Below are 26,978 nucleotides of genomic sequence, written 5' to 3'. Positions count from 1 at the left end.
GCGATAGCATCACCTCGGTGTTACTGAAAAATCGAGGTGCCTGTATCGCAGGCAAGCCAGCTCCCACATGTTTAGGCCGGTTCCTACAGCAAATTTCTCTCAACCGCCCAGGTAAGCCTCACGCACCTTCGGATCCGTCAGCAACTGCTCGCCAGTGCCCTGCATGACCACCCGGCCGTTTTCCAGCACATAGGCGCGGTCGGCAATCTTCAGCGCCTGGTTGGCGTTCTGCTCCACCAGGAACACCGTCACACCGTCCTTGCGCAGCTGTTCGATGATGTCGAAGATCTGCTGGATGATGATCGGTGCCAGGCCCAGGGACGGTTCGTCCAACAGCAACAGCTTGGGCTTGCTCATCAATGCGCGGCCGATGGCGAGCATTTGCTGTTCGCCGCCCGACATGGTGCCGCCGCGTTGGCTGAAGCGTTCCTTGAGGCGGGGGAACAGGTGCAGCACCTTGTCCATCTGCTCCTGATAGTCGCCCTTGTCGGTAAAGAACCCGCCCATGGCCAGGTTCTCTTCCACGGTCAGGCGCGAAAACACGCGACGGCCTTCCGGCACTACCGCGATGCTTTTGCGCATGATGTGCGACGACTGCTGGCCCACCAGTTCTTCACCCATGTAGCGGATGCTGCCGCTGTGGGCCTGGGGCGAACCGCACAGGGTCATCAACAAGGTCGACTTGCCGGCGCCGTTGGCGCCGATCAGCGTGACGATCTCACCCTGGCGAACCTCCACATTGACGCTGTGCAGGGCCTGGATCTTGCCGTAGAAAGTGGAAACGTTTTCGAATTGCAGCATTTTACGCTTCCCCCAGATAGGCTTTGATCACTTCAGGATTGTCACGGATCTGCTCCGGACTCCCATTGGCCAGAGGCGTGCCCTGGTTGATCACGACGATATGGTCGGAAATGCTCATGACCAGTTTCATGTCGTGTTCGATCAGCAGCACGGTGGCGTTGTTTTCCTCGCGCAGCACGCTGATCAGCGCCTTGAGGTCTTCGGTTTCCCTGGGGTTCAGGCCGGCGGCAGGTTCGTCGAGCATAAGGATGCGCGGGCGGGTCATCATGCAACGGGCGATTTCCAGGCGACGTTGCTGACCATAGGCCAGGGTGCCGGCCGGGCGGTTGGCAAACTCGGTGAGGTTGACCTTGTCCAGCCAGTACTCGGCGTACTCCATGGCCTCGCGCTCGCTTTTGCGAAACGCCGGGGTCTTGAACAAGCCTGCGAAGAAGTTGGTGTTCAAGTGACGGTGCTGGGCGATCAACAGGTTCTCGACCGCCGTCATGTCCTTGAACAGCCGCACGTTCTGGAAGGTGCGCACCACGCCCTTGCGGGCGATTTCGTGACCGGCCAGGCCCTGGATCGGCTGTCCGTCCAGCAGGATGCTGCCGCCGCTCGGCTTGTAGAAGCCGGTGAGGCAGTTGAATACCGTGGTCTTGCCGGCGCCGTTGGGGCCGATCAACGCCACAACCTGTTTTTCTTTCACGGTCAGGGCCACGCCATTGACCGCCAGCAAGCCGCCGAAGCGCATGCTCAAGTTTTCGACTTTCAGGATCTCGCGGCTCATTTGCGCAGCTCCATGTGTGGACGTTGCATGGGCAGCAGGCCTTGAGGGCGCCAGATCATCATCAGCACCATGAGAGCGCCGAACATCAACATGCGGTATTCACTGAACTCGCGCATCATTTCCGGCAGCAGGATCATCACGATCGCCGCCAGGATCACGCCCAGTTGCGAGCCCATGCCACCCAGTACCACGATGGCGAGGATGATCGCCGACTCGATAAAGGTGAATGACTCCGGCGTCACCAGCCCTTGGCGCGCGGCGAAGAAGCTGCCGGCGAAACCGGCGAACGCAGCGCCCAGGGTAAAGGCGGAGAGCTTGATGATGGTCGGGTTCAGGCCCAATGCGCGGCAGGCGATCTCATCTTCGCGCAACGCTTCCCACGCGCGGCCGATGGGCATGCGCAGCAGGCGGTTGATCACAAACAGTGCGGCCAGTGCCAGCAACAGCGCCACCAGGTACAGGAACACCACTTTGCTCACCGGGTTGTAGGCAATCCCGAAGTACTCGTGAAAGGTCTGCATGCCCTCTGCGGCGGTGCGGTCGAACGACAGCCCGAAGAACGTCGGCTTGGGGATGCTGCTGATACCGTTGGGGCCGCCGGTGATATCGGTGAGGTTACGCAGGAAAAGGCGGATGATTTCACCAAAGCCCAGGGTCACGATCGCCAGGTAGTCGCCGCGCAGGCGCAACACCGGGAAGCCCAGCAGGAAGCCGAACGTGGCAGCCGCCATGCCCGCCAGTGGCAGGCAGATCCAGAAGCTCCAGCCCAGGTAATGCGAGAGCAGCGCGTAGGTGTAGGCACCCACGGCGTAGAAGCCCACATAACCCAGGTCGAGCAGGCCGGCGAGGCCGACCACAATGTTCAGGCCAAGGCCCAGCAACACGTAGATCAGGATCAGGGTGGCGATATCGACTGCGCCGCGCGAGCCGAAGAACGGCCAGATCAACGCCGCGACAATCAAGCCGATGATGATGTAGCGCTGGGTGCGCGGCAGGGTCAGGAATTGGCTGACCTTGGGCGACACCAACGGGCCACGGTTACGCTTGAACAGTGCGCCAACCTGTTGGGTGAACAGCACGCGCAGGAACATCAGCACCGAGCACAAGGCGATGATGGTCAGGGTCACGGGACCGGTGCCATGCACTTCCAGATTGATGCCGACAATGCTCAGCTTGAGGCCCAGTACCGGAAATGCCACGGCCCACACCAGCAAGGCGCTGAAAAACGCCGATTTAAGATATCTGCTCATACTTTCTCAACCTCCGGACGGCCCAGGATGCCGGTCGGACGGAACAACAGCACCAGAACCAACAGGCCGAACGCCACGACGTCCTTGTACTGGTCGCCGAAGATATCGGCGCCAAAGGCCTCGGCCACACCCAGCACCAAGCCGCCGAGCATCGCGCCCGGAATGCTGCCGATGCCGCCCAATACCGCTGCGGTAAAGGCCTTGAGGCCCACCAGGAAACCGGCGTTGGGGTTGATCACGCCGTACTGCATGCTCAGCAGTACCGCCGCGACGGCTGCCAGCGCGGCACCGATCACGAAGGTCAGGGCGATGATGTTGTTGGTGTTGATGCCCAGCAGATTGGCCATCTTGATGTCTTCGGCGCAAGCCCGGCAGGCGCGCCCCAGACGGGATCGGGAGATGAACAGGGTCAGGCCCAGCATGGCCACCAGGGTGACGACGAAGACCAGGATCTGCATATAGGAAACCAGCACTTCCTGCGCGCCACCCGGGCCGAAGGAGAAACTCCCCGGGATCAGGTTGGGGATGGATTTATCCTTGGAGTCCTGGGACAGCAATACGGTGTTCTGCAGGAAAATCGACATGCCGATGGCGGAAATCAGCGGGATCAGGCGGTTGCTGCCACGCAAGGGACGGTAGGCAACGCGCTCGATACTGTAACCATAGGCACTGGTCACGATGATTGACGCAAGGAACGCGGCGGTCATCAAAAGCGGCAGGGAGTGGATCCCCATCATGGCCAGCCCGGCAAGGGCGATAAAGGCCACGTAGGAACCAATCATGTACACCTCGCCATGGGCGAAGTTGATCATTCCAATGATGCCGTAAACCATTGTGTAGCCAATGGCTATCAAGGCATAGGTGCTGCCAATGGTCAGGCCATTAACCAGCTGTTGGAAAAAATGATAGATCTCAGGCATTACAGCGCTCCTAAAAACCCGATACGCATTTCACTGGTGGAGTCATGTTCCGGCTCTGGGCTGTGTTCTGTGAGCACATTTGCACAAAGCGTTGGCCAGCGAACCGCTGGTGACGGTTTTAAGATTTTCAGGTGAGCCAGCGCCCGGATCGCGGGTGACAGGCCCATAAACCTCGTAAAACAAAGCCCACTGCTTTCACAGTGGGCTTGTTGACCCGTTAAGGCGGGGTTACTGAGGGGAAACTTCGGTTTTAGGTTTGCCGAAGTGCCATTCGTAGACCACGAACTTGAAGTCCTTCAGGTCGCCTTTGGCGTCGAAGCTCAGGTCGCCGGTTGGGGTCTTGAAGGTACCCGCGTGAATGGCTTCGGCCACTTTGGCGGTGTCTTCGCTCTTGGCGGCTTTGATACCACCGGCGATCACTTCAATGGCCGAGTAGGCCGGGAATACGAACGGACCGGTCGGGTCCTGCTTGTTCTTGGCGAACTCCTCGACGATGGCCTTGTTGGCAGGGTCGGTGTCGAAGGATTTAGGCAGGGTGACCAGCAGGCCTTCGGAAGCGCCCTGGGCGATTTGCGAGATGGAGTCGTTGCCGACGCCCTCTGGGCCCATGAACTTGGCGTTCAGGCCTTTTTCCTTGGCTTGGCGCAGGATCAGGCCCAGCTCAGGGTGGTAGCCGCCGTAGTAGACGAAGTCGACATTGGCTTGCTTGAGTTTCTGGATGATCGAGGAGAAGTCCTTGTCACCGGCGTTCAGGCCTTCGAAGACGGCAACCTTGGTGCCTTTTTCTTCCAGGGTTTTCTTCACGGCGCTGGCGATGCCTTCACCGTATTGCTGCTTGTCGTGCAGGACGGCAACGATTTTCGGCTTCACGTGGTCGGCGATGTAGTTGCCGGCTGCCGGGCCCTGGGCGCTGTCCAGGCCGATGGTGCGGAAGATCAGCTTGTAGCCACGGGCAGTGATTTCCGGGCTGGTGGCGGCCGGGGTAATCATGATCACGCCTTCGTCTTCATAAATGTCGGACGCAGGCTGAGTGGAGCTGGAGCAGAGGTGACCGACCACGAACTTGACGCCGTCGTTGACCACTTTGTTGGCGACGGCCACGGCTTGTTTAGGATCACAGGCGTCGTCGTATTCCTTGGCCTCAAGCATCTTGCCGTCAACGCCGCCCTTGGCGTTGATGTCGGCGATGGCTTGCTTGGCACCCATGAATTGCATGTCGCCGTATTGCGTCACCGGGCCGGTTTTAGGGCCGGCGATACCGATCTTGATGGTGTCGGCGGCGAACGAATGGCCGGCAACCCCAGCCAGGACCATAGCGGCAAACAGTTTGGAAATCTGCTTAGTAGCCTTATTCATAGTGCTCCACTCTTACTGTTGTATTTTTTATAGTTCTAGCGGCCTTGTGAGCTGCAGAACCGGATCGGATATCCCGGATATCCCCCCGGCAGTGCCCTGGCAACTGTACCGGTACAGTGTAGAGCGCCGGTTGATCGCTTGAAAAGCTGGCTGCTGGGGGCAAAACCCGAGTGTGTCGCTTAAATGAAAGAAAAAGACAGAATTGCGGCGGGGTGATGCCAGAGTTCCAGGCAATCCTTGGCGTTGCTGACACTTTCTCTCGATGACTCAATTGCAACTGGGTTTTTCTACCTCGGCCTCGACGTTATGATTGCGCCGATTTTTTCCCAAGGTGAACCCCCATGACGCAAGAACCTAGCACCCTCTATGCCAAGCTGCTCGGTGAAACCGCCGAAATATCCTGGAAGGAGCTTGAGCCGTTCTTTGCCAAGGGTGCCCTATTGTGGGTCGACGCCAGCCTGGATTTGATCGAGGCCGCCGAAGGAATGGCCGAAGACAACCGTGACAAAGTCGCTGCCTGGCTGGCCTCGGGCAACTTGGCCGAAGTGTCTGCCACGCGGGCGCTGGACCTGGTTGAGCGCGATCCGAGCGTGTGGGCGGTGGTGGTTTCGCCGTGGATCCTGATCCAGGAAAGGGCAGTGCTCGCGCCATAAGCACTGAAATGGTGCGTGATGCTGCGCTTTAAAAGTGTGTAGCGGAGTAACCGCTGCAGCGGTGATGGCATCTTGCCGTGAAGAAAGGTCACATCCGAGGGTGACGCGCACGTCATGGGAACAGTTTTCTCGTCGCTCAAAGCGCGGGAGAATTGTTTCTCGGTGTGAATAAAAGCCGGCAATTGTCAGATCGCAGCGTAGGAAGGGCTGGAATCCGGTAGAGTTCGCCGCCTGTCATCCGGAGCTCGTCATGCCGTCAACGCTGCCCCTCTCAGCGAAACCCTCGCACCAGTTGCTTTACCTTATCTACGGTAAACAGGAAGTTTACCGGCGCGAAGCCAAGTTCAGCATTCTCACCGCCCTGGCGCAGCTCAAACCGGGTGAGTCGCTGTGCATCCGGGTCATGACTGACCGGCCCCAGGACTTCACCGGCTGGCCGGTGGAAACCCTGGCGCTGGACGAGCAGACCCTGGCCCGATGGCAGGGTGACAACGGTTATACCCACCGGCGCAAGGCCTGTGCGATCGCCGAAGGGTTGAAGCTTGCGGACAAGACGCTGTTTGTCGATACCGACACACTGTTCCTCAAGTCCCCGCATCGTGTGTTCGAACTTATCGCGCCTGGCCAGTACGTGATGGACGAATTCGAGTACGACTGGAGCTATGTCTGCAAACGTCCGGATTACCTCAAGCTGGGCACGCACCTGCATGCCCATGGCGTGTCTGCGAGTAACGGCTTCAAGCTCTACAACAGTGGCTTGTGCGGCGTGTGTGACACGGATACGGCGCTGCTCGACACCGCGATCAGTCTGATCGACGCGTGGACCGAGGGCTCGTTCGATATCCACACCATTGAGCAAGTCGCGATTTCCTTTGCGATGCGTGGCAAGACGGTGCGCGAGTCCAGCAAGTGGGTTTATCACTATTACGCCGAGAAGCGCTTTTTCCACGCCATGCAGGCGCATTTTTTCGGTCTTCACGGCGAGACCTTCGGGCCTGAACTGGTCGCGCGTTGCCTCGACGTGCCCCAGGTCAAGCCTATGCCCAGCGCCTGGCAACGGCTGCTGATCAAATGGAAGCTGCGCAATCAGCGCAAACATCTGAAGAGGGTGGGCCGCGACTTGCTCTACGGCAGCGCGGCGCCTGAGAATCCTTATTACGACGTGTGTCGACAGGGCTGGTGGGAATCGGCCTCGCGTGAAATCCGCAGTTGGGATGAGGCTGAGCAGAAAAATTTCTTCGGTATGCACGAGGCTGCGTGGCCCAAGCAACTGCCTCGGCCGGCAAAGTCCACCGATGAGCAGGCCATCGTCGCCTACCTGCACCAACGACGAGCCCAATAAGGCAGCGACGGCGCCGAAGGGCGCCGTCGCAGGGCTTCAGCCGGTCTTGCCGGTATGGTTGTTCAGCGAGATAACCTTGGTCTTGCCGATGCGGTGACGGTAAATCTCACGCAGGTACTTGATCGCCTTCTTCACGCAGTCCCGTGACAGGCGAATGTCATTGATCGACACAAACTTGTCTTTGTCGTTGATCAACTCGCGGTACTTTTTCTCATACATCGGCTTGATCGCGTACCAGTTGGTATCGAGGATCTTCGCCGGGTTCTCGAACTCGTTGAGCAATTCGTCGATGCGGTCTTCGTCGAAGTCCTCGTGGATGATGAAATCCAGGATCGAGTTGTCCAGCGTGTCGTCGAAGCGGTACGGGTTGCGCGCAAAGCAGCGTTTGATAAACGCCACGATCAAGGTGAGGAAGTCATCCGACAGGCACGGGCTTTTCGCGATCAGGGTGGTCAGCGACAGGTTGGCCGAGGCGCCGATCACCAGGGCGTAGCGCTTGAGGGTGGTGTTGGGGAACAGGCTGTTGAGGTGAGTCTTGAGCCGGTTCAGGTCCATATAGGACAGCTTGTAGTCCTTGGGCAAGGACACGATGGACACCACCGACGAGCAGTTCTTGAAAAAGTGCAGGTCATGCAGCGCCGCCGCGTCGTAGCCGGAGTTCTTGTACTGCTCCAGGGACGCCTTGTAGCGCTTGGACTCGATCGGCAGCAGGCTGATGCCTTCGATGGCCTGGGTGACCTTGTTGAAGTGCGGCAGGTCGATGGAACGGAAGAACAGGTCATCAATGTTCAGACGCTGTGGCTCTTTTTCGAACACCTTGAATTTGTCGCTGGACGGTGCCGGCGTTTCGGGAACCACGGACTCGGCGTAGGCGATCGCCACCGGGCCGGCCAGGCTCATGAACAGGTCGTTGGCATCCAGGCGGATGGTTTCGCCGATGTCAATACCGGCACGCCGGAAGTAGTTCTGGTCGTAGTCGGTGGTCACCGCCTGGGCGGTGAGGATGTTGAAGATCTGTTGGGAGATGTATTGGTTGGCGTGTTTTTCCATGGCATTGACATCAATGTTCTGGATGTTGCCGTCATCGCTTTCTTCGGCATAACGCATGATGTCGTTGGAGATCAGCATCATCGCGTTCCACGGCCGGATACGCCCCTTCACACTGGCTTCGCTGCTGTCTTCATTGTCGAAGTTGTATGAGAAATCCCATTCTTCCGAGAGGTATTTGCACAGCAGCCGCCCGGCGTTGATGTGCAGCGCTTCGGACATTTCGCTGCGATGGTCGGAAATATTCGGCAGCACGCAGATGCCGCTGGTGAAGATCGGCTCGAACACAAAGGCATGGCCGCTCTTGCTGTCGTGCTCGTCGGCGGGCTTGGTGTCGAACGTCTTGTTCATGTACGAATGTTGCTGCGCCAAGCCGAATTCGGAGGCCATGCCCGAGCCGGTACCGCCGCCGGCGCTGAAGATCGAGAAGTACAGACGCGACTGGTTGGCCTTGATGCCGCAGGAGTCGATCAGGTACGAGTGGATCATCTTCCAGTCGGGGCTGGAAAAACGCTGGGTATCTTTGTTGAGGATGATCTTGGCCAGGTACTGCCCCAGGATCGGCGCGTTACCGGCGCCGCCGGCATGGACTTCCGACAGGTCCATGATTTTCATCTTGCTGTAGTCGCGCAGGAAGCCGCTTTTTTCGCCCTTGCGCGAGAAGCGGATGCGCCCGGCGATGTCTTTGTCCAGGTCGCCCAGCATTACCAGCGGTTCCACCAGGAACACCGGTTTGCTCGCCTTGCCGCTGCCCAGGCGCAGGTTGTTGCGCAGCCACTGGGCCGGGCTGTAGCCCTTGTCCTGCGACTTGTCTTCGTTGCTGAATTCGTTCAAGTAGAACTTGCGCGCGTTGTACACCAGTTCCGCCACGTCCAGTGCGATGTTCGAGCCGCAACGGCCCAGGCCGATCAGGCATACCGAAGGGAATTCCTGCTCGCTACGCGGATCGCTGTCGCCTTCCAGATGGGGTGGGCGCGGGAATACCATGTCGCGCAGGCCGTCGAGGTTGTCGAGGATACGGTCGGTATTGGTTTCGGTGAAGTACAGGTATTGCTGGGTGGCCAGCGGGCGGGCGGTGCTCAATGACTTTGAACCTGAGGGTTTGTCCGCAGGAGCTTTGAGCAACACGTCGGATACCACGGTGGCAGAGTTATTTTTAGAAGTCATTGTGCGCCATGTGCCTGGGCGGATGGCTGAAGAAATCAAGGGGCCATCACGCAATGGGTGTTCGCGACTTTGCAGTGCGTCCTTGTCCTGGACGAGCGGCTTGACCCCTTGAAGGGTTCAGGGAAAAACCTGGCCGGACTCTGATGGATCGGCCGTTCGTCGGCGTTCTTTAGGCAAATGATGGCGAAATGCCAAAGTTTAGGCGTCAGCGAATTGGCCTGACGATTGAATTGGGGCTGTGGCTTGCAGAAGGCTCTTTTGCCGGGCTGCCGTCCTTGGCAGCCGCCCCGCCATGTGGGTGGCGCAGGTTGATACCCTGGATCACGCCGATGATGTCGTTGGCCGCCACCGCCGGGCTCAGCAGGTAGCCCTGGACGAAATCACAGCCATGCTTGAGCAGCAGCTCGAACTGCGCCTGGGTTTCCACGCCTTCGGTAACCACTTGCAAGTGCAGCGTGTGGGCCATGCCGATAATCGCCTGGACGATCTCGATATCGGCAATCGACTTGGGAATATCCTGGATAAACGAGCGGTCGATCTTCAAGGTGTTGAGCGGCAGGCGCTTGAGGTAGGCGAGGGACGAGTAGCCGGTGCCAAAGTCGTCGATAGCCAGCGACACCCCCAGCGCGCGGATTTGCCGCAGCAGTGCCAGGGTGCTGCTGATGTTGCCCATCAGTGCATTTTCAGTGACTTCCAGTTCCAGACGGGTGGCGGCGATGCCGCTCAAGCGCAGTGCATCTTCGATTTCGTCCGCCAGCTCATCGCGGGCCAGGTTCAGGGCCGAACAGTTCACCGACATGGTCAGTTCCGTATAACCACGGTCAGACAGCAGGCTCAGGTCATGGCAGGCCTGGCGCAGCACCCAGTGATCCAACTCGGCGATCAGCCCGTTGCTTTCAGCGATGCCGATAAACCGATCCGGTCCCAGCAGACCGTGCTGTGGGTGTTGCCAGCGCACCAAGGCCTCCAGCCGCGTGACCTTGCCTTGCTTCATGTCGAAGATTGGCTGATAGAACAGCACCAGTTGGTTGCGGGCGCGCAGGGCTCCGCGCAGTTCTTCTTCCAATTGCAATTCGAGGGACGCGCGGGTTTTCAGGTTGGAGCTGAAGAAGTTCAGGCTGTTGCGCCCCATGTCCTTGGACTGGTAAAGCGCCAGGTCGGCGGTTTTCAGCAACTCCTCGCAGGTCAGGCCATCATCGGGGAACAGGCTGATGCCGATGCTGGTGGTCATCACCATGCGCCGGCCGGCCAGTTCGATGGGTTCTTTCATCTGTTGCATGATGCGCTGGGCCAGGTGCCGGGCTTCGTCGCGGTGGTGAATGCTGATCAAAATGCAGAACTCATCGCCGCCAAACCGCGCGACTACATCGGCGTGGCTGCGCACCGAGCCTTTGATATGCCCGGCCAGGACCGTGAGCAACTGGTCGCCGGCGTCATGCCCGAGGCTGTCGTTGATGCGTTTGAAGTGGTCGATATCAAGGAAGATCACCGCCATCATGCCGTGGGAGGCGGTTTTCTCGGCGAGCTTCTCCGCAAAGATCTGGTTGAAGCCCCTGCGATTGAGCAGGCTGGTCAGGGCGTCGTAGTGGGCCACTTGTTGCAGCGAGGCGCGAGCCTGGTCGAGTTCGCTGAGCAGGGCATTGACCCGGCGCAAATCGCGCTCCTTGTGTTGCAGCTTCTTATCGGCCAAGGCGGCGCTGATGCTGCTGCCGATCACCAGCAGGGTGATGACGGCCACCGACAGGCCCAGTTGAATAGGGTTATTGCCCGTCGGCAACGACAGGTCCGCTCCGGTGGGGACGATTAATTGCATCGCCGCCATGCCGGTAAAATGCATGCTCAGAATGCCCGCGCCCAATACGAGGCTGGCGGCATATTTGAGCAGTTGGTGAAACACGCCGGTGCCAGTGCGCAAGTGGCTCGACAGTAACAACGCCGCCAGACTTGAGCCTATGGCGATACCCACCGAAGCCATGAACAGCCCTGGCTCAAAATACACATGGGCCTGGGAACGCATGGCCGACATCCCCACGTAGTGCATCAAGGCGATGCCGATCCCCATCCATAGGGACGCGAGCAAATACTGGTGCAAGCGCAGGTTGGCATGACTGAGGGTTTGCATGGCGAACAACGAAGCGATCAGGGCGATCAGCAAGGACGCGAACGTCATTATCAGTTCGTAGTGGATCGCAATGGGCGCCTGGAAGGCCAGCATGCTGATGAAGTGGGTCGACCAGATTCCGCCTGCCAGGCAACCGGCGCCGAGCCAGCGCCAGTTGCGCCGGGCGGTGGGATCCTCGACATGGCCGACGCGTTCAGCCATGTCCAGCGTACCGAAGCCCGCCGCGCACGCGACCAGATAGGCCAACAGCACCAAGAACGGGTTATGACTGCAATTGAGTAATAAATGCCCGTGTTCTGGAAGCTCAGTAAAAAAATGCAGACCCAGCCATTCCATAGCATGCCCTGTCATAGCGTCACGTCACTGCCAGAGGCGATGACCTATGCGGTCGAGTATAGAAGCCTTGCGGAATTTGCCATCGCTAATGGCACTTTGCTTTGAATTATTTTGGCATGCCTGGCATCGCGTCTGGTGCTAAGCGCTGATGGGCAGTTCCAGCTCGAAAGGGGCTTCCAAGGGTGCCAGGCCGAAGGCGGCGCGAGCGGCATCACAGTCGACATTCTGCACGCCTTGGCTCCAGGACGAATCAAACTCGCGGCACACACTGGAGCGTTCATCGTAAATCGTGCAACGGGTCGCTTGACCCACTTCACCCTCAAGGCTGCAGCAGCGTGCGGGTTTCTGGTCGGTGCCGATCATGGCCACGCGGGTGGGGTTGATCTGCACGACCAGGTTGTCGGGTACCGTGCCCCCTGACGAGGCGCACTCACCCCAGAAGAAAGACACACGAAAGTATGAACAGCAGGCACCGCAATTCAGACACGGACTGGCTTCGGACATGGGCGTCATCGATTAGGAAGGTAAGTAGGGGGACTACGGGAAGGCTCGCCATTCTATCCGGGCCATGGCGGTTGGGAAGGGGGGCGCGTACTTATATTTTTGTAGGCAAAGTGCCGTAGCGCCGGGTCAAATCATGCCCTATCAGCTTTACGAATCATTACAGACAAGCGCCGTGCGCCTGACTATGTTGCAGGTACCGGGCGGGATGCATCGGGCATCGCAGCTCTCATAACAATAAAAGAGACGGACCCATGCAGAACTCGACCCAAGCGGCGAATGCCTGGCGCATTCTGTTCCTGTTGTTTCTCGCCAATCTGTTCAATTTCTTCGACCGTACCATCCCGGCGATCATCATCGAGCCGATCCGCATGGAATGGCACCTGAGCGACTTCCAGCTCGGCATCATCGGCACCGCCTTCACCATCGTCTACGCCATTGCCGGCCTGCCGCTCGGGCGTTTGGCCGACACCGGTTCGCGCAGCAAACTGATGGGTTGGGGCCTGTTCGCCTGGAGCGGGCTGACGGCGGTCAACGGCCTGGTCGGCAGTTTCTGGACGTTCCTGCTGGTGCGCATGGGCATCGGCATTGGCGAAGCCAGCTATGCGCCGGCCGCCAACTCGCTGATTGGCGACCTGTTTCCCGCCCATCGCCGGGCGCGGGCCATGGGAATTTTCATGCTGGGCCTGCCGTTGGGGCTGTTGCTGGCGTTCTTCACCATCGGCTGGATGGTCAAGGCGTTCGACAGCTGGCGCGCACCGTTTTTCATCGCCGCCGTGCCGGGGATGATCCTCGCGGTGTTCATGTTCTACATCAAGGAGCCCAAGCGCGGCGCGGCGGAAACCGTGCAAGTCTCCCAGGAACGCGTCGACCGCCCGATTCGCCGCGTGCTGGCGGTGCCGACCTTTCTGTGGCTGGTGCTGGCCGGGCTGTGCTTCAACTTTGCAACCTATGCCTGCAACTCGTTCCTGGTGCCGATGTTGCAGCGTTACTTCCTGATGCCATTGCAGGACGCTGCGGTCGCCACCGGGGTGATCGTCGGCCTGACCGGCCTGGTGGGCCTGACCCTGGGTGGCTGGATCGCCGACAAGGTCCACCAGCGTGTCGCCAATGGCCGGCTGTTGTTTGCAGCGTTCAGCCTGATCATTTCCACCGTGACCACGGGGTGGGCGCTGCACGCAGGGCGCATCGAGATCGGGGTGTTTGTGGCGCTGTTCAGTGTGGGGTGGTTGTTTGCCTATAATTTCTATACCTGTGTGTACACGGCGATTCAGGACGTGGTTGAACCGCGTTTGCGGGCGACCGCAATGGCGTTGTTCTTTGCCGGGCTGTACTTGCTGGGCGGCGGGATGGGGCCGATTGTCGTGGGCGGTCTTTCCGATCATTTTGCGCACTCGGCGATGTACGCGGCAGGGGCCGAGCAGATGACCGAGGCTTACAAGGCGGTGGGCCTGCACGACGCCATGTATCTGATTCCGGTGGCGTTGTTCCTCACCATGCTGTTCCTGTTCCAGGCCTCGCGCAGTTTTGTGCGCGATGCCAAGCGGATGAAAGATGGGCTGGGGGCGGTGGAGGTGCCGGCGCAGGCGGTCACTGCTTGAGACCGGGCATGGGTATCTACACATCTATGTAGTGAGCGGGCTTGTCCCGCGCTGGGTGGCGAAGCCGCCCCAATAAAGACACCGCGAAGTTTCCGATAAACCCAATTCGCCTGGTTTGGGGCCGCTTCGCAGCCCAGCGCGGGCGGTGCGACGATTCGACAAGCCCGCTCACTACAGGGAGATTTTCAGCCTTTGAAATATGTGTAGATACCTAGACCGTCATCAGGCCCTTGAGTCTATAAAGAAGGCCCGCATTGCGCGGGCCTTCTTGTTCAGCAGGGCAGGGCGGCGATCAACCCGCCACCAACACCCGGATCGCTTCCAGTCGCAGTGCGGCCTTATCCAGCATGGCCAAACCTTGCTCGCGCTGGTTGCGCAGGGCAACCAGCTCGCTGTCCCGCACGGTCGGGTTGACCGCTTGCAACGCGGTCAGGCGCGCCAGTTCTTCGTCGGTATCCGCAGCCAGGCGACGCTTGGCCTCGGCCACGCGCTCGGCGTGGCGCGGGGTGATCTTTTCTTCGCCGGCGTTGATCCGCGGCGTCAGTTGGTCACGCTGAGCCTGGATGAACTTGTTGGCGCTGGCCCGTGGCACGCTTTCCAACTGGTCGTTCAACGTCTCGAACGACACGCGGCCCGACAGGTCGTTGCCATTGGTATCCAGCAGGCAGCGCAGGGCGGCCGGCGGCAGGTAGCGACCCAATTGCAGCGAGCGCGGCGCAACCACTTCGCTGACGTAGAGCAGTTCGAGCAATACAGTGCCGGGCTTGAGCGCCTTGTTCTTGATCAGCGCCACGGCGGTGTTGCCCATCGAGCCGGACAGCACCAGGTCCATGCCGCCCTGCACCATCGGGTGTTCCCAAGTGATGAATTGCATGTCTTCGCGCGACAGCGCCTGGTTACGGTCGTAGGTGATCGTCACACCTTCGTCGTCGCCCAGAGGGAAGCTGGCGTCGAGCATTTTTTCGCTAGGCTTGAGGATCAGTGCGTTTTCCGAATGGTCTTCGCTGTCGATGCCGAACGCGTCGAACAGGGTTTCCATGTAGATCGGCAAGGCGAACTGGTCGTCCTGCTCGAGGATATCCTCGACCAATGCATCGCCTTCACCGGCGCCGCCGGAATTGAGTTCCAGCAGGCGGTCACGGCCGGTGTGCAGTTCCTGTTCCAGGCGCTCGCGCTCGGCGCGGGCCTCGTCGATCAGGGCTTGCCACTCGCCGTCGTCGGCGTTTTCCAGCAACGGCAGCAGGCGCGGGCCGAACTGATGCTGCAAGGCGTTGCCGGTCGGGCAGGTGTTGAGGAACGCGTTCAGCGCTTCGTGATACCACTGGAACAGCCGCTCCTGTGGGCTGGTTTCCAGGTACGGCACGTGAAGTTCGATCACATGTTTCTGGCCGATCCGGTCCAGACGGCCGATGCGCTGCTCCAGCAAATCGGGGTGGGACGGCAGGTCGAACAGCACCAGGTGGTGAGAGAATTGGAAGTTGCGTCCTTCACTGCCGATTTCCGAGCAGATCAGCACCTGGGCGCCGAATTCTTCATCGGCGAAGTAGGCGGCGGCGCGGTCACGCTCGAGGATGTTCATGCCCTCGTGGAACACCGTGGCCGGAATACCGGAGCGCACGCGCAGGGCGTCCTCCAGGTCCATGGCGGTTTCGGCGTGGGCGCAGATCACCAGCACCTTGGTGCGTTTGAGCATCTTCAACTGGTCGATCAGCCACTCGACCCGTGGGTCGAAGCGCCACCAGCGATTTTCTTCTTCGATATCCGGCTGTGACTGGAAGCTGACTTCCGGATACAGCTCGGCGTGCTCGCCCAGCGGCAATTCCAGGTATTCGTCCGGGTTCGGCAGCGGGTAGGCGTGCAGCTTGCGCTCGGGGAAGCCTTGCACGGCGGCGCGGGTATTGCGGAACAGCACGCGGCCGGTGCCATGGCGGTCGAGCAGCTCGCGGACCAGGCGTGCGCTGGCTTCGGTATCGCCATCGTTGACAGCGGTGAGCAGGGCTTCACCTTCGTTGCCGAGGAAACCCTGGATAGTCTTGTGCGCGGCGGGCGACAAGCGGCCTTTGTCCAACAGCTCCTGCACGGCTTCGGCCACCGGGCGATAGTTCTCGCTTTCGGCGCGGAAGGCTTGCAGGTCGTGGAAGCGGTTCGGGTCCAGCAGGCGCAGACGTGCGAAGTGGCTGTCCTGGCCCAGCTGTTCCGGGGTGGCGGTGAGCAGCAGCACGCCCGGGATCACTTCGGCCAGTTGCTCGACCAGCGAATACTGCGCACTGGCTTTGTCTTCATGCCACACCAAATGGTGGGCTTCGTCGACAACCAACAGGTCCCAACCCGCGGCAAACAGCGCGTCCTGGGCCTTCTCGTCGTCCACCAGCCATTCCAGCGCAACCAAGGCGAGCTGGGTGTCTTCGAACGGGTTGGTGGCATCGCTCTCGATAAAACGTTCTTCGTCGAACAGCGCAACCTGCAGGTTGAAACGGCGGCGCATTTCCACCAGCCATTGGTGCTGCAGGTTTTCCGGAACCAGGATCAGCACGCGGTTGGCGCGGCCCGACAGCAGCTGGCGATGGATCACCAGGCCGGCTTCGATGGTCTTGCCCAGGCCCACTTCGTCGGCCAGCAGTACACGCGGCGCGATACGGTCAGCGACTTCGCGGGCAATATGCAATTGATGCGCGATGGGCTGTGCACGCACGCCGCCCAGGCCCCACAGCGCGGACTGCAGTTGGCGGCTGGTGTGCTCCAGAGTGTGGTAGCGCAGCGAGAACCAGGCCAGCGGGTCGATCTGCCCGGCGAACAGGCGGTCGCTGGCCAGGCGGAACTGGATGAAGTTGGAGAGTTGGGTTTCTGGCAGGGTGACCTGTTCGTTCTGCCCATTGAGGCCGTGGTAAACCAGCAGGCCGTCGACGTCGTCGACTTCCTGCACGGTCATTTTCCAGCCTTCGAAATGGGTGATGCTGTCGCCCGGCGAAAACCTCACGCGGGTGAGGGGCGCATTCCGTAGCGCATACTGGCGAGTGTCGCCAGTGGCCGGATAGAGCACGGTCAACAAGCGGCCGTCCTGTGCCAGAACGGTGCCTAACCCCAGCTCCGCTTCGCTGTCACTAATCCAGCGTTGCCCCGGTTGATACTGCTGCGCCATGCTGCCTGACTCCCGCCGTGAAAAAGCCGACTATGTTAACGGAACAAGGCCCCACGCCCAAGGACTCTGACAAAAACTACTGCCTTTGGGGCGCGTATCCAGCGCCGGATCGACGGGTGGCGGGCACTTGTGAGTGTCGACTGGGTCACAGCTTGGCAAGCCTGCGCTCAAGTCGCCCTGCCATCCGCCGACAGCCTGTTGATCAGGAGAATAACCACTATGCTGCCACCCATGCTGCCCGTCAGCGTTGTGCCGGTCACGTCACAACTCGATCCGGTGCGCCAGAAGCCGGATATCCCGCCGGTGGTGCCCGTTCAGCCGGGCTCCAACGAAAGCACCATCGACCTGAAAAAGGGCGATGCCGAGACTTCTACGTTTTTGTTGCGCGAGGAACAGCGCCGTCAGCAGGAACAGCAGAAACGCAGGCGTGAAGCCGATGAAGACCCGGAGCAGCACCTGGCCATTCCGGGGGATATGCTCAATGCCGACAATACCGTTCCGGTTATCCCCTTGATCGAGGACGCTCCGCGCCAGGGCTTGTGGGTAGATGTCGAAGTTTAGTCGCACACAACGCCCTCACCTGCCTTTTGTCGCTCGCTGATTTGCCGTTGAACGGAGCAGGCCGCATTATTGGGTTATCTCCTCCACGACGTAAGCCAAGCCATGAGTGAAGACGACAAGCTGATCGACCTGAATGCCGAACGCGCCAAGCGCGTGCATGACCTCAATGACAAGCGCCTGAATGAAGTACGCCAGGCGTTTGAGCAGGCGATGCCGCTGGGCAAAGCGAAGAAGAAGTCGAAGAACAAGCCAAAAAAGCGTTGAAACAACCTGCATCCCTTGATGCAGGTCAGTTATTGCCCTTCTTTACGCCCTGTCGTGGGCGACATTGACCCCGGTCAATTTTCCAATCCGCCTTCTCCATTAACTTAGCCCTATCGCAACAGGGCAAGTGCAGGAGGCCGGTCATGTTCATCGATAATGTGGTGTTTGCCGGGGTGCTGACTGTAAGCCTCATGGTGTTGTTTTTTGTAGGGTTTGGAATTTTTATCTGGAAAGACGCGAACAAGCGTAAAAAACCTTAGGTTTTTCCAGGTTGCACGGGCACGCAAGGCATTTTGGGCGACTTCGGTCGCCTTTTTTTTCGACTGTTATTTAATTAACATCGCTGAACCCTTGTGGGAGCGGGCTTGCTCGCGAATGCAGTGGGTCAGCCAAACATGTATTGACTGACACTCTGCATTCGCGAGCAAGCCCGCTCCCACATTTTGATTTATGTCTGGTTTGAGACCTGCAGAGTCCAGAGGCAACAAAAAGGTGCGACCCTCGCGGATCGCACCTTTTTTTGTTGCAGTCGGCTTATCAGCTGCCGAGTGCCATGGATGCCAGCCAGAACAACCCGGCCGACAGGGCCACGGTGGCGGGCAGGGTCAGCACCCAGGCCATCAGGATGGTCTTCACGGTGCCGCCTTGCAGGCCACTTTTGTTCGCGACCATGGTGCCGGCCACACCCGAGGACAGGACGTGGGTGGTGGACACCGGCAACGCGAAGATATTGGCAAAGCCAATCATGGTGGCGGTGGTGATCTGCGCCGACATGCCCTGGGCATAGGTCATGCCTTGCTTGCCGATTTTCTCGCCGATGGTCAGCACCACGCGCTTCCAGCCCACCATGGTGCCCAGGCCCAAGGCCAGTGCGACGGCGAGGATCACCCAGAACGGTGCGTATTCGGTGGTGGCGGTCAGGTCCTTGCGCAGCTTGTCGAGGTCGGACTTCTCACGGGCCGGCAAGCCTGGCAGTTTGCCGACTTTCTTCGCGGTGTCGTCAAGGCAGAGCAGGTAGCGACGCACTTCGATGCGATGATCGGCCGTCAGCGAATGGTAGTCGGAGACGCCTTTCAAGGTGCCCAGCAGTGCGTTGATGGTCGGTTCGGTCTGCTGCGGGTTGCAGCGGAACTTGCCCGGCAGGTCGTCTTTCACGCTTTTGCCCAGGGAAAGGAACTCCCCGAGAGTCTCGTGGTTGCGCTGGTAGAACTGGTTCAAATGCAAGGTGGCGTCGCGGGTACGTTCGATCTGGTAGGTGGTGCTGCCCAGGTCGAGTACGAACTGTGCCGGCACGATACCGATCAGCACCAGCATGATCAGGCCGATGCCTTTCTGGCCATCATTGGAGCCGTGCACGAAACTCACGGCCATGGCGGAAATCACCAGCACCAGGCGGTTCCAGAAAGGCGGGTGTTTCTTGTCGTCGAGCTTGCGGCGCTGGTCCGGGGTCTTGTGCATCTTCGACAACGGGCGCCACCACTTCAGGCCGAGCAGCACCAGGGCTGCGACCAGGAAGCCGGCCATTGGCGAGAACACCAGGGAGGCGCCGATATCCACCGCTTTCTGCCAGTTCACACCGTCAGCCAGGGGGATGTCGTTGATCAAGGCGTTGGCCAGGCCGACACCGAGGATCGAGCCGATCAAGGTGTGAGAACTGGAGGCAGGGATACCGAAGTACCAGGTGCCCAGGTTCCAGGTGATCGCCGCTGCCAGTAAAGAAAACACCATCGCCAGGCCATGGCCGGTGTTCACATTGATCAGCAACTCCACCGGCAGCAAGTGCACGATGGCGTAGGCGACACCGACACCACCGAGCAACACGCCAAGGAAGTTGAACACCCCCGAGAAGAACACGGCCAGGTGCGGCGGCATGGCTTTGGTATAGATGACTGTGGCCACCGCGTTAGCGGTGTCATGAAAGCCATTGATGAACTCGAAGGCGAGGACAAAGGCCAGGGCGAGCAACAGGCTCACTAGAACCCACGCATCCAGTCCGCTGAATAAATCGATCATGAAGGTTTTCTGACCCGGTCGTAAGGGGGCGCGATTATGCCAGAAAACCTCGGTAATCGATGCACTAGCTGCTCATCGGTCACAATCTTCCCGGAAAAAAACACCGGGATCGGGGTGCATCCCAGGGTTTCCGGGGCTTCGGCAAGTCTTTGATTTACAAAGCGTAGGCTGTTTGCGGCGGGTATTGTCACAAAAATGTCACCCCTGAAACATTTGTATGAAATTTTACCGCTGATTGTGAGATGCGAAGCTGGCCGGATGCTAGCTATGCGCCAGCAGCCGGAGCCGAACTTAAAATTCAATCCCGATCCGTTTATAGCTCTTCGGTTTTGAGTTCCTGTTCGATTTTCTGGATTTCCTGGGCAAATGCCTGGTCCAGGAGGCTGGCTCGCTTGCGCCATGGCTTGCGTTCAGGTTCAGGCTGGGCGGCGTAGGTGGTGACTTCCCCGCCGTAAACGTCCTTGTAACGTTGCTCCTGGCGCTCAAGTTCTGCGCGCAGTTCATCTTTCGTCACATTGTTACCTAATGAAGTTGAGTGTAAATACGTTGCAGCGTTGTGCCGGAATGCGCCCTCGGGCTGTTCCAAGTTGAACAGTGGAAAGGTTCAAGTTAGGAGTAGGCACGGGCAGCCACTTATTAAGTGCGGTGATTCCAAGCAGTAGTTGCGGTAGGCAATGCACGGCTTGTGCACCACCTGGCGAGCTCCGGTTCCGATAGTCATACCAGGCGGACCCGCGCACAGAGTGCATTATAGCGGTGCATTTGAATAACACTATCAGCATAAAGTTAAGAACAGTCAACTTGTGTAAGCGTTTCGTTACGTATGCACAGGAGATGATTGCAGGTTATGGCGCCATAAATGCAACACACTTGCGACATTCATTCGATCCGATAATTTTTGCAGAGCGGGGCAAGCGTGCGCTGGCAGCGAAAATTGCGATAATCGGGTCATTGTCCGATAATCGCACGATGTTGCCGGCTCCGCCTTGCGTAGCCAGGCCGCCGCGCCTTGTAATGGCATGCAAAGCTTCGCTGCGGTTGACAATAAGATAAAAGGATCCCGACATGAACGATCAATTGCGCAACTCTTTCGCGTCAGTGGCGCCACCGATCGTCGCTTCCCCGGCCAAGCGTATCCAGGCATTTACCGGTGATCCAGACTTCATGACCTCCCTGGCGCGTGGCCTGGCTGTGGTGCAGGCCTTCCAGGAACGCAAGCGCCACCTCACCATCGCCCAGATCAGCCATCGTACGGAAATCCCCCGCGCCGCCGTGCGCCGTTGCCTGCATACCTTGATCAAACTCGGCTATGCCACCACTGACGGGCGTACCTACTCGCTGTTGCCCAAGGTCCTGACCCTTGGTCATGCGTATCTGTCGTCCACGCCACTGGCGGTGTCGGCCCAACCTTACCTGGACCGCATGAGCGAGCAGCTCCATGAGGCGTGCAACATGGCCACCCTCGAAGGCGACGACATCCTGTACATCGCCCGTTCGGCCACCACCCAGCGCCTGATTTCCGTGGACCTGTCGGTGGGCGGGCGGCTACCCGCCTATTGCACCTCCATGGGCCGCATTTTGCTTGCGGCGCTGGATGATGCCTCGCTGCAGGATTACCTCGACCACGCCGACCTGCAAACCAAGACCAGCCGCACCCTCACGACGCCCGAGGCGCTGTTCGAATGCCTGCAACAGGTGCGCGGGCAGGGCTGGTGCATCGTCGACCAGGAGCTCGAGCAAGGCCTGCGCTCCATTGCCGTGCCGGTGTATGACGCGTCGGGCCAGGTGCTGGCCGCGCTGAACGTCAGCACCCACGCCGCGCGGGTCAGCCGCAGCGAACTGGAGCAGCGCTTCCTGCCGAGCATGCTCAGTGCCAGCCGCGAGCTGAGTGCGCAACTGTTCGCCTAAGCTGTTCGGTGACCGCACAGAACCTGGTCTGATCAATTGACGGTGTTTCCCCCGGCTTATTAAGGTGCGGCAGCGCTGTGAGCGCCGCCAATAATAAACGACGACCCCAGGCCGTCAGCCCGCCATCGGTGTGGAAATAAAAATAATGACTCAGCCCTCTGTCGGTACCCCGTTGGACGTCCAGTCCTTCATCAACGCCCAGCCATTGTCACGTTACCAGTGGCGCGTGGTGATCCTGTGTTTCCTGATTGTGTTCCTCGATGGCCTCGACACTGCCGCCATGGGCTTCATCGCGCCGGCGCTGTCCCAGGACTGGGGCATCGACCGCGCCAGCCTTGGCCCGGTGATGAGCGCCGCGTTGATCGGCATGGTCTTCGGCGCACTGGGCTCCGGCCCGCTGGCGGATCGCTTCGGGCGCAAAGGGGTGCTGGTGGGCGCGGTGCTGGTGTTTGGCGCGTTCAGCCTGGCGTCCGCCTACAGCAGCAATGTCGACCAGTTGCTGGTACTGCGCTTCCTGACCGGGCTGGGCCTGGGGGCCGGGATGCCGAACGCGACGACGCTGCTGTCCGAATACACCCCCGAACGCCACAAGTCGTTGCTGGTGACCAGTATGTTCTGCGGCTTCAACCTGGGCATGGCCGGCGGCGGGTTTATTTCCGCCAAGCTGATCCCGGCGTTCGGCTGGCACAGCCTGCTGCTGATCGGCGGCATCCTGCCGTTGATCCTGGCGCTGGTACTGCTGGTGTGGCTGCCGGAATCGGCGCGTTACCTGGTGGTGCGCAATCGGGGTACCGACCGGGTGCGCAAGGCCTTGTCACCCATCGAACCGTCCATCGTCGCCCAGGCCACCGGCTTCAGCGTGCCCGAGCAAAAAACCGTCAAGGCCCGCAATGTGTTCGCGGTGATCTTCTCCGGTACCTACAGCGCCGGCACCTTGTTGCTGTGGCTCACTTACTTCATGGGCCTGGTGATTGTGTACCTGCTCACCAGTTGGCTGCCAACGCTGATGCGCGACAGCGGTGCCAGCATGGAACAGGCCGCGTTTATCGGCGCGCTGTTTCAGTTTGGCGGCGTTTTGAGCGCGGTGGGGGTGGGCTGGGCGATGGATCGGTTCAATCCCCACAAAGTCATCGGCACTTTCTACCTGCTGGCCGGGGTGTTTGCCTACGCGGTGGGGCAGAGCCTGGGCAATATTACGGTGCTCGCAACCTTGGTGCTGATCGCCGGGATGTGCGTCAACGGCGCGCAATCGGCCATGCCGTCCCTGGCTGCACGCTTCTACCCGACCCAGGGTCGCGCCACTGGCGTGTCGTGGATGCTCGGCATCGGCCGTTTCGGCGCAATCCTCGGTGCGTGGATGGGCGCCACCTTGCTGGGCTTGGGCTGGAACTTCGAGCAGGTGCTCACGGCGTTGGTGATACCGGCGGCGTTGGCGACGGCAGCAGTCGTCATCAAAGGCATGGTCAGCCACGCTGATGCCACCTGAGGCGGGCGCAGCTCCCACATGACCGAGTTCGGCTGAATGATAGCAAGACAACAATTGGTTCGGTAATCGAACACTCAGTCGATTATCGGATTGTTTGGCTCATTGCCCCGGCTTAATCTCCAAGCACTTCGGCGCCACCTCAGCGCCCTTTTCGATCCACACCGGGAGTCCGAACCCCATGGCTGAAATTCTTGCGCTGCGTGACGCGGTGAATCAATTTGTGAACGACGGCGATACCGTCGCGCTGGAAGGCTTCACCCATCTGATCCCTACGGCAGCGGGTCATGAAATCATTCGTCAGGGCAAGAAAGACCTGACGCTGGTGCGTATGACGCCTGACCTGGTCTACGACCAGTTGATCGGTGCCGGTTGCGCTCGCAAGTTGATTTTCTCCTGGGGCGGCAACCCGGGCGTGGGCTCCCTGCATCGCCTGCGTGACGCGGTCGAGAAGCAATGGCCACAACCGCTGGAAATCGAAGAGCACAGCCACGCCGACCTGGCCAATGCCTACGTCGCCGGTGCCTCCGGCCTGCCGTTCGCCGTATTGCGTGCTTACGCGGGTTCCGACCTGCCCAAGGTCAACCCGCTGATCAAGACCGTGACCTGCCCATTCACCGGCGAAGTGCTGGCGGCGGTGCCGTCGGTGCGCCCGGATGTCACGGTGATCCACGCACAAAAGGCCGACCGCAAAGGCAACGTCTTGTTGTGGGGCATTCTTGGGGTGCAGAAAGAGGCGGCCCTGGCGGCCAAGCGCTGCATCGTCACCGTCGAAGAAATCGTCGATGACCTCAACGCGCCGATGAACAGCTGCGTGTTGCCGACCTGGGCCCTGACTGCGGTGTGCCATGTTCCCGGTGGTGCGCATCCGTCCTACGCCCACGGCTACAACGAACGCGACAACCGCTTCTACCAAGCGTGGGACCCAATCGCCCGCGACCGTGGGACCTTTACCGCCTGGATCGATGAATACATCCACGGCACCGCCGACTTCACTGAATTCCAGGCCAAACTGGCCAGCGCGCAGGAGGCCAAGTAATGGCTTACTCGACCAATGAAATGATGACCGTCGCCGCCGCGCGCCGCCTCAAGAATGGCGCCGTATGCTTTGTCGGTATCGGCCTGCCATCCAAGGCGGCCAACCTGGCGCGCCTGACTTCGTCGCCGGACGTAGTGCTGATCTACGAGTCCGGCCCGATAGGCGCCAAGCCGTCGGTGCTGCCACTGTCCATCGGCGACGGCGAACTGGCGGAAACCGCTGACACCGTGGTGCCCACCGGTGAGATCTTTCGCTACTGGCTGCAGGGCGGGCGCATTGATGTAGGCTTTCTCGGCGCGGCCCAGGTTGACCGCTTCGGCAACATCAACACCACCGTGGTCGGTGATTACCATCAGCCCAAAGTGCGCCTGCCGGGTGCCGGTGGCGCGCCGGAGATTGCAGGTTCCGCCAAGAGCGTGTTGATCATCCTCAAACAGTCGGCACGTTCGTTTGTCGACAAGCTGGACTTCATCACCTCGGTCGGCCATGGCGAAGGCGGCGATTCGCGCAAACGCCTGGGCCTGCCGGGTGCCGGCCCGGTCGGGATTATTACCGACCTGTGCATCATGGAGCCGGAAGAGGGCACCCATGAATTCGTGGTCACGGCGCTGCACCCTGGTGTGACCCGTGAACAAGTGGCGGCCGCCACCGGTTGGGCGATTCGTTTTGCCGACCAGGTCCACACCACCGCCGCACCGACTGATGTTGAGCTGACCGCCTTGCGTGACCTTGAAGCACGCACCGCGGCCGCCCATGGGCAAGCGCCCGGAGAAGCCTGATGCGTGACGTGTTTATCTGCGATGCCATTCGTACCCCCATCGGCCGTTTCGGCGGTGGCCTGTCCACCGTGCGCGCCGATGACCTGGCGGCCCTGCCGATCAAAGCGCTGATCGAGCGCAACCCCTCGGTGGATTGGCACGCGGTTGACGAAGTGTTCCTCGGCTGCGCCAACCAGGCCGGTGAAGACAACCGCAACGTGGCGCGCATGGCGCTGTTGCTGGCGGGCCTGCCGGAGAGCATTCCGGGCGTGACCCTCAATCGCTTGTGCGCCTCGGGTATGGACGCGATTGGCACGGCCTTTCGCGCCATTGCCAGCGGCGAGATGGAGCTGGCGATTGCCGGTGGCGTCGAGTCGATGTCCCGTGCGCCGTTCGTGATGGGCAAGGCTGACGCGGCGTTCTCGCGCAACATGAAACTGGAAGACACCACCATCGGCTGGCGTTTTATCAACCCGTTGATGAAGGCGCAGTACGGCGTGGATGCGATGCCGCAGACCGCCGATAACGTCGCCGACGATTACACGATCTCCCGCGCCGACCAGGACGCCTTCGCCCTGCGCAGCCAGCAACGTACCGCTGCCGCGCAAGCTGCGGGCTTTTTCGCCGAGGAAATCGTGCCGGTGCGGGTGGCCCATAAAAAAGGCGAAACCGTGGTGGAGCACGATGAGCATCCACGGGACACCAGCCTGGAAGCCCTCGCCAGACTCAAGCCGGTCAACGGCCCCGACAAAACCGTCACCGCCGGCAATGCCTCGGGGGTGAACGACGGCGCGGCGGCGCTGATCCTGGCCTCCGCCGAAGCCGTCAAGCAGCATGGCCTGACTGCCCGCGCCCGCGTATTGGGCATGGCCAGCGCCGCTGTCGCGCCGCGCGTGATGGGCATCGGCCCGGTGCCGGCGGTACGCAAGCTGGTGGAGCGCCTTGGCCTGGCGGTCACTGACTTTGACGTGATCGAACTCAACGAAGCCTTCGCCAGCCAAGGCCTGGCGGTGCTGCGTGAACTGGGCATCGCCGACGACGCGCCGCAGGTCAACCCGAACGGCGGTGCCATTGCCCTTGGCCACCCGCTGGGCATGAGTGGCGCGCGCCTGGTGCTGACCGCCCTGCATCAGCTTGAAAAAACCGGCGGCCGCAAAGGCCTGGCGACCATGTGCGTGGGTGTCGGCCAGGGCTTGGCCCTGGCGATCGAACGCGTCTAAGTCTAATAAGAGAGGATGGCTCCATGAGTGACAAGCCTGGATACCGGCGCCCGCAAGCGGGCACTCAACCGGATTACCTGCACCCGGCCTACCAGTCGACGAACCTGCGTTCGCCGTCCAAGCCCTTGGTGTTTCTGCCGCATTCCTTGTCGGAAATCACCGGCCCGACCATCGGTGCCGAGCGTATCAATGCGACGGATAACGACCTGACCGCCCAGCATGAGGGTGAGCCCCAGGGCGAACGCATCATTATTCACGGCCGTGTGCTGGATGAAAACGGCCTGCCGGTTCCCGGCATCCTGGTGGAAATCTGGCAGGCCAATGCCGCCGGCCGCTACAACCATCCGCGTGACCTGCACGACGCGCCGCTGGACCCCAACTTCACCGGCACCGGTCGCACCGTCACCGACGCCGAGGGTGGGTACCAGTTCCAGACCATCAAGCCCGGCGCCTATCCGTGGGGCAACCATCCCAATGCGTGGCGCCCGGCGCATATCCACTTTTCGCTGTTCGGGCCGAGCGTGCTGACGCGGCTGGTCACGCAGATGTACTTCCCCGGCGACCCGCTGCTGGCCTACGACCCGATCTACAACTGCGTGCCGGACACCTCGGCCAAGGAACGTTTGATCGCCCGTTTCGACCTGGAAAAAACCATTCCTTCCTATGCCCTCGGCTACCGCTGGGACATCGTCCTGCGCGGCCGCGACGCCACGCCGATGGAGAAATGA

23 protein-coding genes are annotated in these 26,978 nt (G+C 60.3%); 12 read left to right on the top strand and 11 right to left on the bottom strand.

Annotated elements, in window-relative coordinates:
* Positions 1 to 99: 99 nt before the first annotated feature.
* The 5 genes from ACLH0H_RS02365 to ACLH0H_RS02345 form a co-directional block, all read right to left on the bottom strand.
* Complete coding sequence (locus tag ACLH0H_RS02365; protein ID WP_017844798.1) at positions 100 to 801, bottom strand: ABC transporter ATP-binding protein; 702 nt, start codon at positions 799 to 801, stop codon at positions 100 to 102.
* A 1-nt stretch (position 802) separates the two neighbouring features.
* Positions 803 to 1,570 carry a high-affinity branched-chain amino acid ABC transporter ATP-binding protein LivG gene (gene livG, locus ACLH0H_RS02360; RefSeq protein ID WP_076950082.1) on the bottom strand — a complete coding sequence of 256 codons (768 nt, stop codon included), beginning with the start codon at positions 1,568 to 1,570 and terminating at the stop codon, positions 803 to 805.
* Positions 1,567 to 2,820, bottom strand: coding sequence for a high-affinity branched-chain amino acid ABC transporter permease LivM (locus tag ACLH0H_RS02355; protein WP_411380823.1), 1,254 nt, complete (start codon positions 2,818 to 2,820; stop codon positions 1,567 to 1,569). The genes livG and ACLH0H_RS02355 overlap by 4 nt, the downstream gene beginning before the upstream one ends.
* Positions 2,817 to 3,740: a high-affinity branched-chain amino acid ABC transporter permease LivH gene (livH, locus tag ACLH0H_RS02350; protein WP_411380822.1), complete on the bottom strand. Its 924-nt coding sequence runs from the start codon at positions 3,738 to 3,740 to the stop codon at positions 2,817 to 2,819. Before livH ends, ACLH0H_RS02355 begins: the two co-directional genes overlap by 4 nt.
* 228 nt (positions 3,741 to 3,968) lie before the next feature.
* Entirely contained in the window at positions 3,969 to 5,096 is a 1,128-nt protein-coding gene (locus ACLH0H_RS02345; protein ID WP_411380821.1) for a branched-chain amino acid ABC transporter substrate-binding protein, read from the bottom strand.
* 341 nt (positions 5,097 to 5,437) lie between these two features.
* On the opposite strand from ACLH0H_RS02345, the gene ACLH0H_RS02340 reads away from it, so the two are divergent.
* Positions 5,438 to 5,749, top strand: a complete 312-nt coding sequence (locus tag ACLH0H_RS02340) for a DUF2288 domain-containing protein (protein ID WP_411380820.1) — start codon at positions 5,438 to 5,440, stop codon at positions 5,747 to 5,749.
* A gap of 250 nt (positions 5,750 to 5,999) precedes the next feature.
* Positions 6,000 to 7,091 carry a hypothetical protein gene (locus ACLH0H_RS02335; RefSeq protein WP_411380819.1) on the top strand — a complete coding sequence of 364 codons (1,092 nt, stop codon included), beginning with the start codon at positions 6,000 to 6,002 and terminating at the stop codon, positions 7,089 to 7,091.
* Positions 7,092 to 7,127: 36 nt separating this feature from the next.
* Here the strand turns inward: ACLH0H_RS02335 and ACLH0H_RS02330 are convergent, their stop codons facing one another.
* The 3 genes from ACLH0H_RS02330 to ACLH0H_RS02320 all read right to left on the bottom strand — a co-directional run bounded on the left by ACLH0H_RS02330 (position 7,128) and on the right by ACLH0H_RS02320 (position 12,267).
* The gene (locus ACLH0H_RS02330; protein WP_186691194.1) at positions 7,128 to 9,305 is read right to left on the bottom strand and encodes a hypothetical protein; all 2,178 of its coding nucleotides are present in this window, start codon (positions 9,303 to 9,305) and stop codon (positions 7,128 to 7,130) included.
* A gap of 205 nt (positions 9,306 to 9,510) precedes the next feature.
* On the bottom strand, positions 9,511 to 11,763 hold the full coding sequence (locus ACLH0H_RS02325) for a putative bifunctional diguanylate cyclase/phosphodiesterase (protein WP_411380818.1): 2,253 nt from the start codon (positions 11,761 to 11,763) through the stop codon (positions 9,511 to 9,513).
* A 138-nt stretch (positions 11,764 to 11,901) separates the two neighbouring features.
* Complete coding sequence (locus ACLH0H_RS02320; protein ID WP_411380817.1) at positions 11,902 to 12,267, bottom strand: YkgJ family cysteine cluster protein; 366 nt, start codon at positions 12,265 to 12,267, stop codon at positions 11,902 to 11,904.
* 251 nt (positions 12,268 to 12,518) lie between these two features.
* Here ACLH0H_RS02320 and ACLH0H_RS02315 point away from each other — a divergent pair, with 251 nt between their 5' ends.
* Positions 12,519 to 13,865, top strand: a complete 1,347-nt coding sequence (locus ACLH0H_RS02315) for a spinster family MFS transporter (protein WP_076950093.1) — start codon at positions 12,519 to 12,521, stop codon at positions 13,863 to 13,865.
* 292 nt (positions 13,866 to 14,157) lie between these two features.
* Here ACLH0H_RS02315 and rapA read toward each other — a convergent pair whose 3' ends face one another.
* Positions 14,158 to 17,004, bottom strand: a complete 2,847-nt coding sequence (rapA, locus tag ACLH0H_RS02310) for an RNA polymerase-associated protein RapA (protein ID WP_411380816.1) — start codon at positions 17,002 to 17,004, stop codon at positions 14,158 to 14,160.
* 219 nt (positions 17,005 to 17,223) lie between these two features.
* Here rapA and ACLH0H_RS02305 point away from each other — a divergent pair, with 219 nt between their 5' ends.
* From ACLH0H_RS02305 to ccoM, 3 genes are all read left to right on the top strand, one after another.
* Complete coding sequence (locus ACLH0H_RS02305) at positions 17,224 to 17,565, top strand: aspartate-semialdehyde dehydrogenase (protein WP_411380815.1); 342 nt, start codon at positions 17,224 to 17,226, stop codon at positions 17,563 to 17,565.
* Between the two features lie 102 nt (positions 17,566 to 17,667).
* Complete coding sequence (locus ACLH0H_RS02300) at positions 17,668 to 17,829, top strand: hypothetical protein (RefSeq protein ID WP_090219949.1); 162 nt, start codon at positions 17,668 to 17,670, stop codon at positions 17,827 to 17,829.
* A 143-nt stretch (positions 17,830 to 17,972) separates the two neighbouring features.
* Positions 17,973 to 18,089, top strand: a complete 117-nt coding sequence (gene ccoM, locus ACLH0H_RS02295) for a cytochrome c oxidase subunit CcoM (RefSeq protein ID WP_003172387.1) — start codon at positions 17,973 to 17,975, stop codon at positions 18,087 to 18,089.
* Between the two features lie 277 nt (positions 18,090 to 18,366).
* Here ccoM and ACLH0H_RS02290 read toward each other — a convergent pair whose 3' ends face one another.
* Positions 18,367 to 19,842, bottom strand: a complete 1,476-nt coding sequence (locus ACLH0H_RS02290) for an inorganic phosphate transporter (RefSeq protein WP_076950098.1) — start codon at positions 19,840 to 19,842, stop codon at positions 18,367 to 18,369.
* A 313-nt stretch (positions 19,843 to 20,155) separates the two neighbouring features.
* Positions 20,156 to 20,356: a hypothetical protein gene (locus ACLH0H_RS02285; RefSeq protein WP_411380814.1), complete on the bottom strand. Its 201-nt coding sequence runs from the start codon at positions 20,354 to 20,356 to the stop codon at positions 20,156 to 20,158.
* A 551-nt stretch (positions 20,357 to 20,907) separates the two neighbouring features.
* On the opposite strand from ACLH0H_RS02285, the gene pcaR reads away from it, so the two are divergent.
* The 6 genes from pcaR to pcaH all read left to right on the top strand — a co-directional run bounded on the left by pcaR (position 20,908) and on the right by pcaH (position 26,978).
* Positions 20,908 to 21,750, top strand: a complete 843-nt coding sequence (pcaR, locus tag ACLH0H_RS02280) for a pca regulon transcriptional regulator PcaR (RefSeq protein WP_076950100.1) — start codon at positions 20,908 to 20,910, stop codon at positions 21,748 to 21,750.
* Positions 21,751 to 21,895: 145 nt separating this feature from the next.
* Positions 21,896 to 23,236 (top strand): MFS transporter, encoded by a 1,341-nt coding sequence (locus tag ACLH0H_RS02275; RefSeq protein WP_411380813.1) that lies wholly within the window; start codon positions 21,896 to 21,898, stop codon positions 23,234 to 23,236.
* A 178-nt stretch (positions 23,237 to 23,414) separates the two neighbouring features.
* Positions 23,415 to 24,272, top strand: a complete 858-nt coding sequence (locus tag ACLH0H_RS02270; RefSeq protein WP_411380812.1) for a CoA transferase subunit A — start codon at positions 23,415 to 23,417, stop codon at positions 24,270 to 24,272.
* Positions 24,272 to 25,051 carry a CoA-transferase subunit beta gene (locus ACLH0H_RS02265; protein ID WP_076950105.1) on the top strand — a complete coding sequence of 260 codons (780 nt, stop codon included), beginning with the start codon at positions 24,272 to 24,274 and terminating at the stop codon, positions 25,049 to 25,051. The genes ACLH0H_RS02270 and ACLH0H_RS02265 overlap by 1 nt, the downstream gene beginning before the upstream one ends.
* On the top strand, positions 25,048 to 26,250 hold the full coding sequence (gene pcaF, locus ACLH0H_RS02260; protein WP_411382488.1) for a 3-oxoadipyl-CoA thiolase: 1,203 nt from the start codon (positions 25,048 to 25,050) through the stop codon (positions 26,248 to 26,250). Before ACLH0H_RS02265 ends, pcaF begins: the two co-directional genes overlap by 4 nt.
* A 23-nt stretch (positions 26,251 to 26,273) precedes the next feature.
* Positions 26,274 to 26,978 (top strand): protocatechuate 3,4-dioxygenase subunit beta, encoded by a 705-nt coding sequence (gene pcaH, locus ACLH0H_RS02255; protein ID WP_411380811.1) that lies wholly within the window; start codon positions 26,274 to 26,276, stop codon positions 26,976 to 26,978.

Origin of the sequence: Pseudomonas sp. MPB26, from assembly GCF_046605355.1 — a bacterium.
GTDB classification, from domain to species: Bacteria; Pseudomonadota; Gammaproteobacteria; order Pseudomonadales; family Pseudomonadaceae; genus Aquipseudomonas; species Aquipseudomonas cedrina.
Note: the sequence above shows the minus strand (reverse complement) of the source record. Positions and strands in the feature narration are given on the sequence as shown.

Coding starts and splice junctions, on each gene's coding strand:
- ACLH0H_RS02365 (WP_017844798.1), bottom strand. CDS start 801: ATGCTGCAATTCGAAAACGTTTCCACTTTCTACGGCAAGATCCAGGCC.
- livG (WP_076950082.1), bottom strand. CDS start 1,570: ATGAGCCGCGAGATCCTGAAAGTCGAAAACTTGAGCATGCGCTTCGGC.
- ACLH0H_RS02355 (WP_411380823.1), bottom strand. CDS start 2,820: ATGAGCAGATATCTTAAATCGGCGTTTTTCAGCGCCTTGCTGGTGTGG.
- livH (WP_411380822.1), bottom strand. CDS start 3,740: ATGCCTGAGATCTATCATTTTTTCCAACAGCTGGTTAATGGCCTGACC.
- ACLH0H_RS02345 (WP_411380821.1), bottom strand. CDS start 5,096: ATGAATAAGGCTACTAAGCAGATTTCCAAACTGTTTGCCGCTATGGTC.
- ACLH0H_RS02340 (WP_411380820.1), top strand. CDS start 5,438: ATGACGCAAGAACCTAGCACCCTCTATGCCAAGCTGCTCGGTGAAACC.
- ACLH0H_RS02335 (WP_411380819.1), top strand. CDS start 6,000: ATGCCGTCAACGCTGCCCCTCTCAGCGAAACCCTCGCACCAGTTGCTT.
- ACLH0H_RS02330 (WP_186691194.1), bottom strand. CDS start 9,305: ATGACTTCTAAAAATAACTCTGCCACCGTGGTATCCGACGTGTTGCTC.
- ACLH0H_RS02325 (WP_411380818.1), bottom strand. CDS start 11,763: ATGGAATGGCTGGGTCTGCATTTTTTTACTGAGCTTCCAGAACACGGG.
- ACLH0H_RS02320 (WP_411380817.1), bottom strand. CDS start 12,267: ATGTCCGAAGCCAGTCCGTGTCTGAATTGCGGTGCCTGCTGTTCATAC.
- ACLH0H_RS02315 (WP_076950093.1), top strand. CDS start 12,519: ATGCAGAACTCGACCCAAGCGGCGAATGCCTGGCGCATTCTGTTCCTG.
- rapA (WP_411380816.1), bottom strand. CDS start 17,004: ATGGCGCAGCAGTATCAACCGGGGCAACGCTGGATTAGTGACAGCGAA.
- ACLH0H_RS02305 (WP_411380815.1), top strand. CDS start 17,224: ATGCTGCCACCCATGCTGCCCGTCAGCGTTGTGCCGGTCACGTCACAA.
- ACLH0H_RS02300 (WP_090219949.1), top strand. CDS start 17,668: ATGAGTGAAGACGACAAGCTGATCGACCTGAATGCCGAACGCGCCAAG.
- ccoM (WP_003172387.1), top strand. CDS start 17,973: ATGTTCATCGATAATGTGGTGTTTGCCGGGGTGCTGACTGTAAGCCTC.
- ACLH0H_RS02290 (WP_076950098.1), bottom strand. CDS start 19,842: ATGATCGATTTATTCAGCGGACTGGATGCGTGGGTTCTAGTGAGCCTG.
- pcaR (WP_076950100.1), top strand. CDS start 20,908: ATGAACGATCAATTGCGCAACTCTTTCGCGTCAGTGGCGCCACCGATC.
- ACLH0H_RS02275 (WP_411380813.1), top strand. CDS start 21,896: ATGACTCAGCCCTCTGTCGGTACCCCGTTGGACGTCCAGTCCTTCATC.
- ACLH0H_RS02270 (WP_411380812.1), top strand. CDS start 23,415: ATGGCTGAAATTCTTGCGCTGCGTGACGCGGTGAATCAATTTGTGAAC.
- ACLH0H_RS02265 (WP_076950105.1), top strand. CDS start 24,272: ATGGCTTACTCGACCAATGAAATGATGACCGTCGCCGCCGCGCGCCGC.
- pcaH (WP_411380811.1), top strand. CDS start 26,274: ATGAGTGACAAGCCTGGATACCGGCGCCCGCAAGCGGGCACTCAACCG.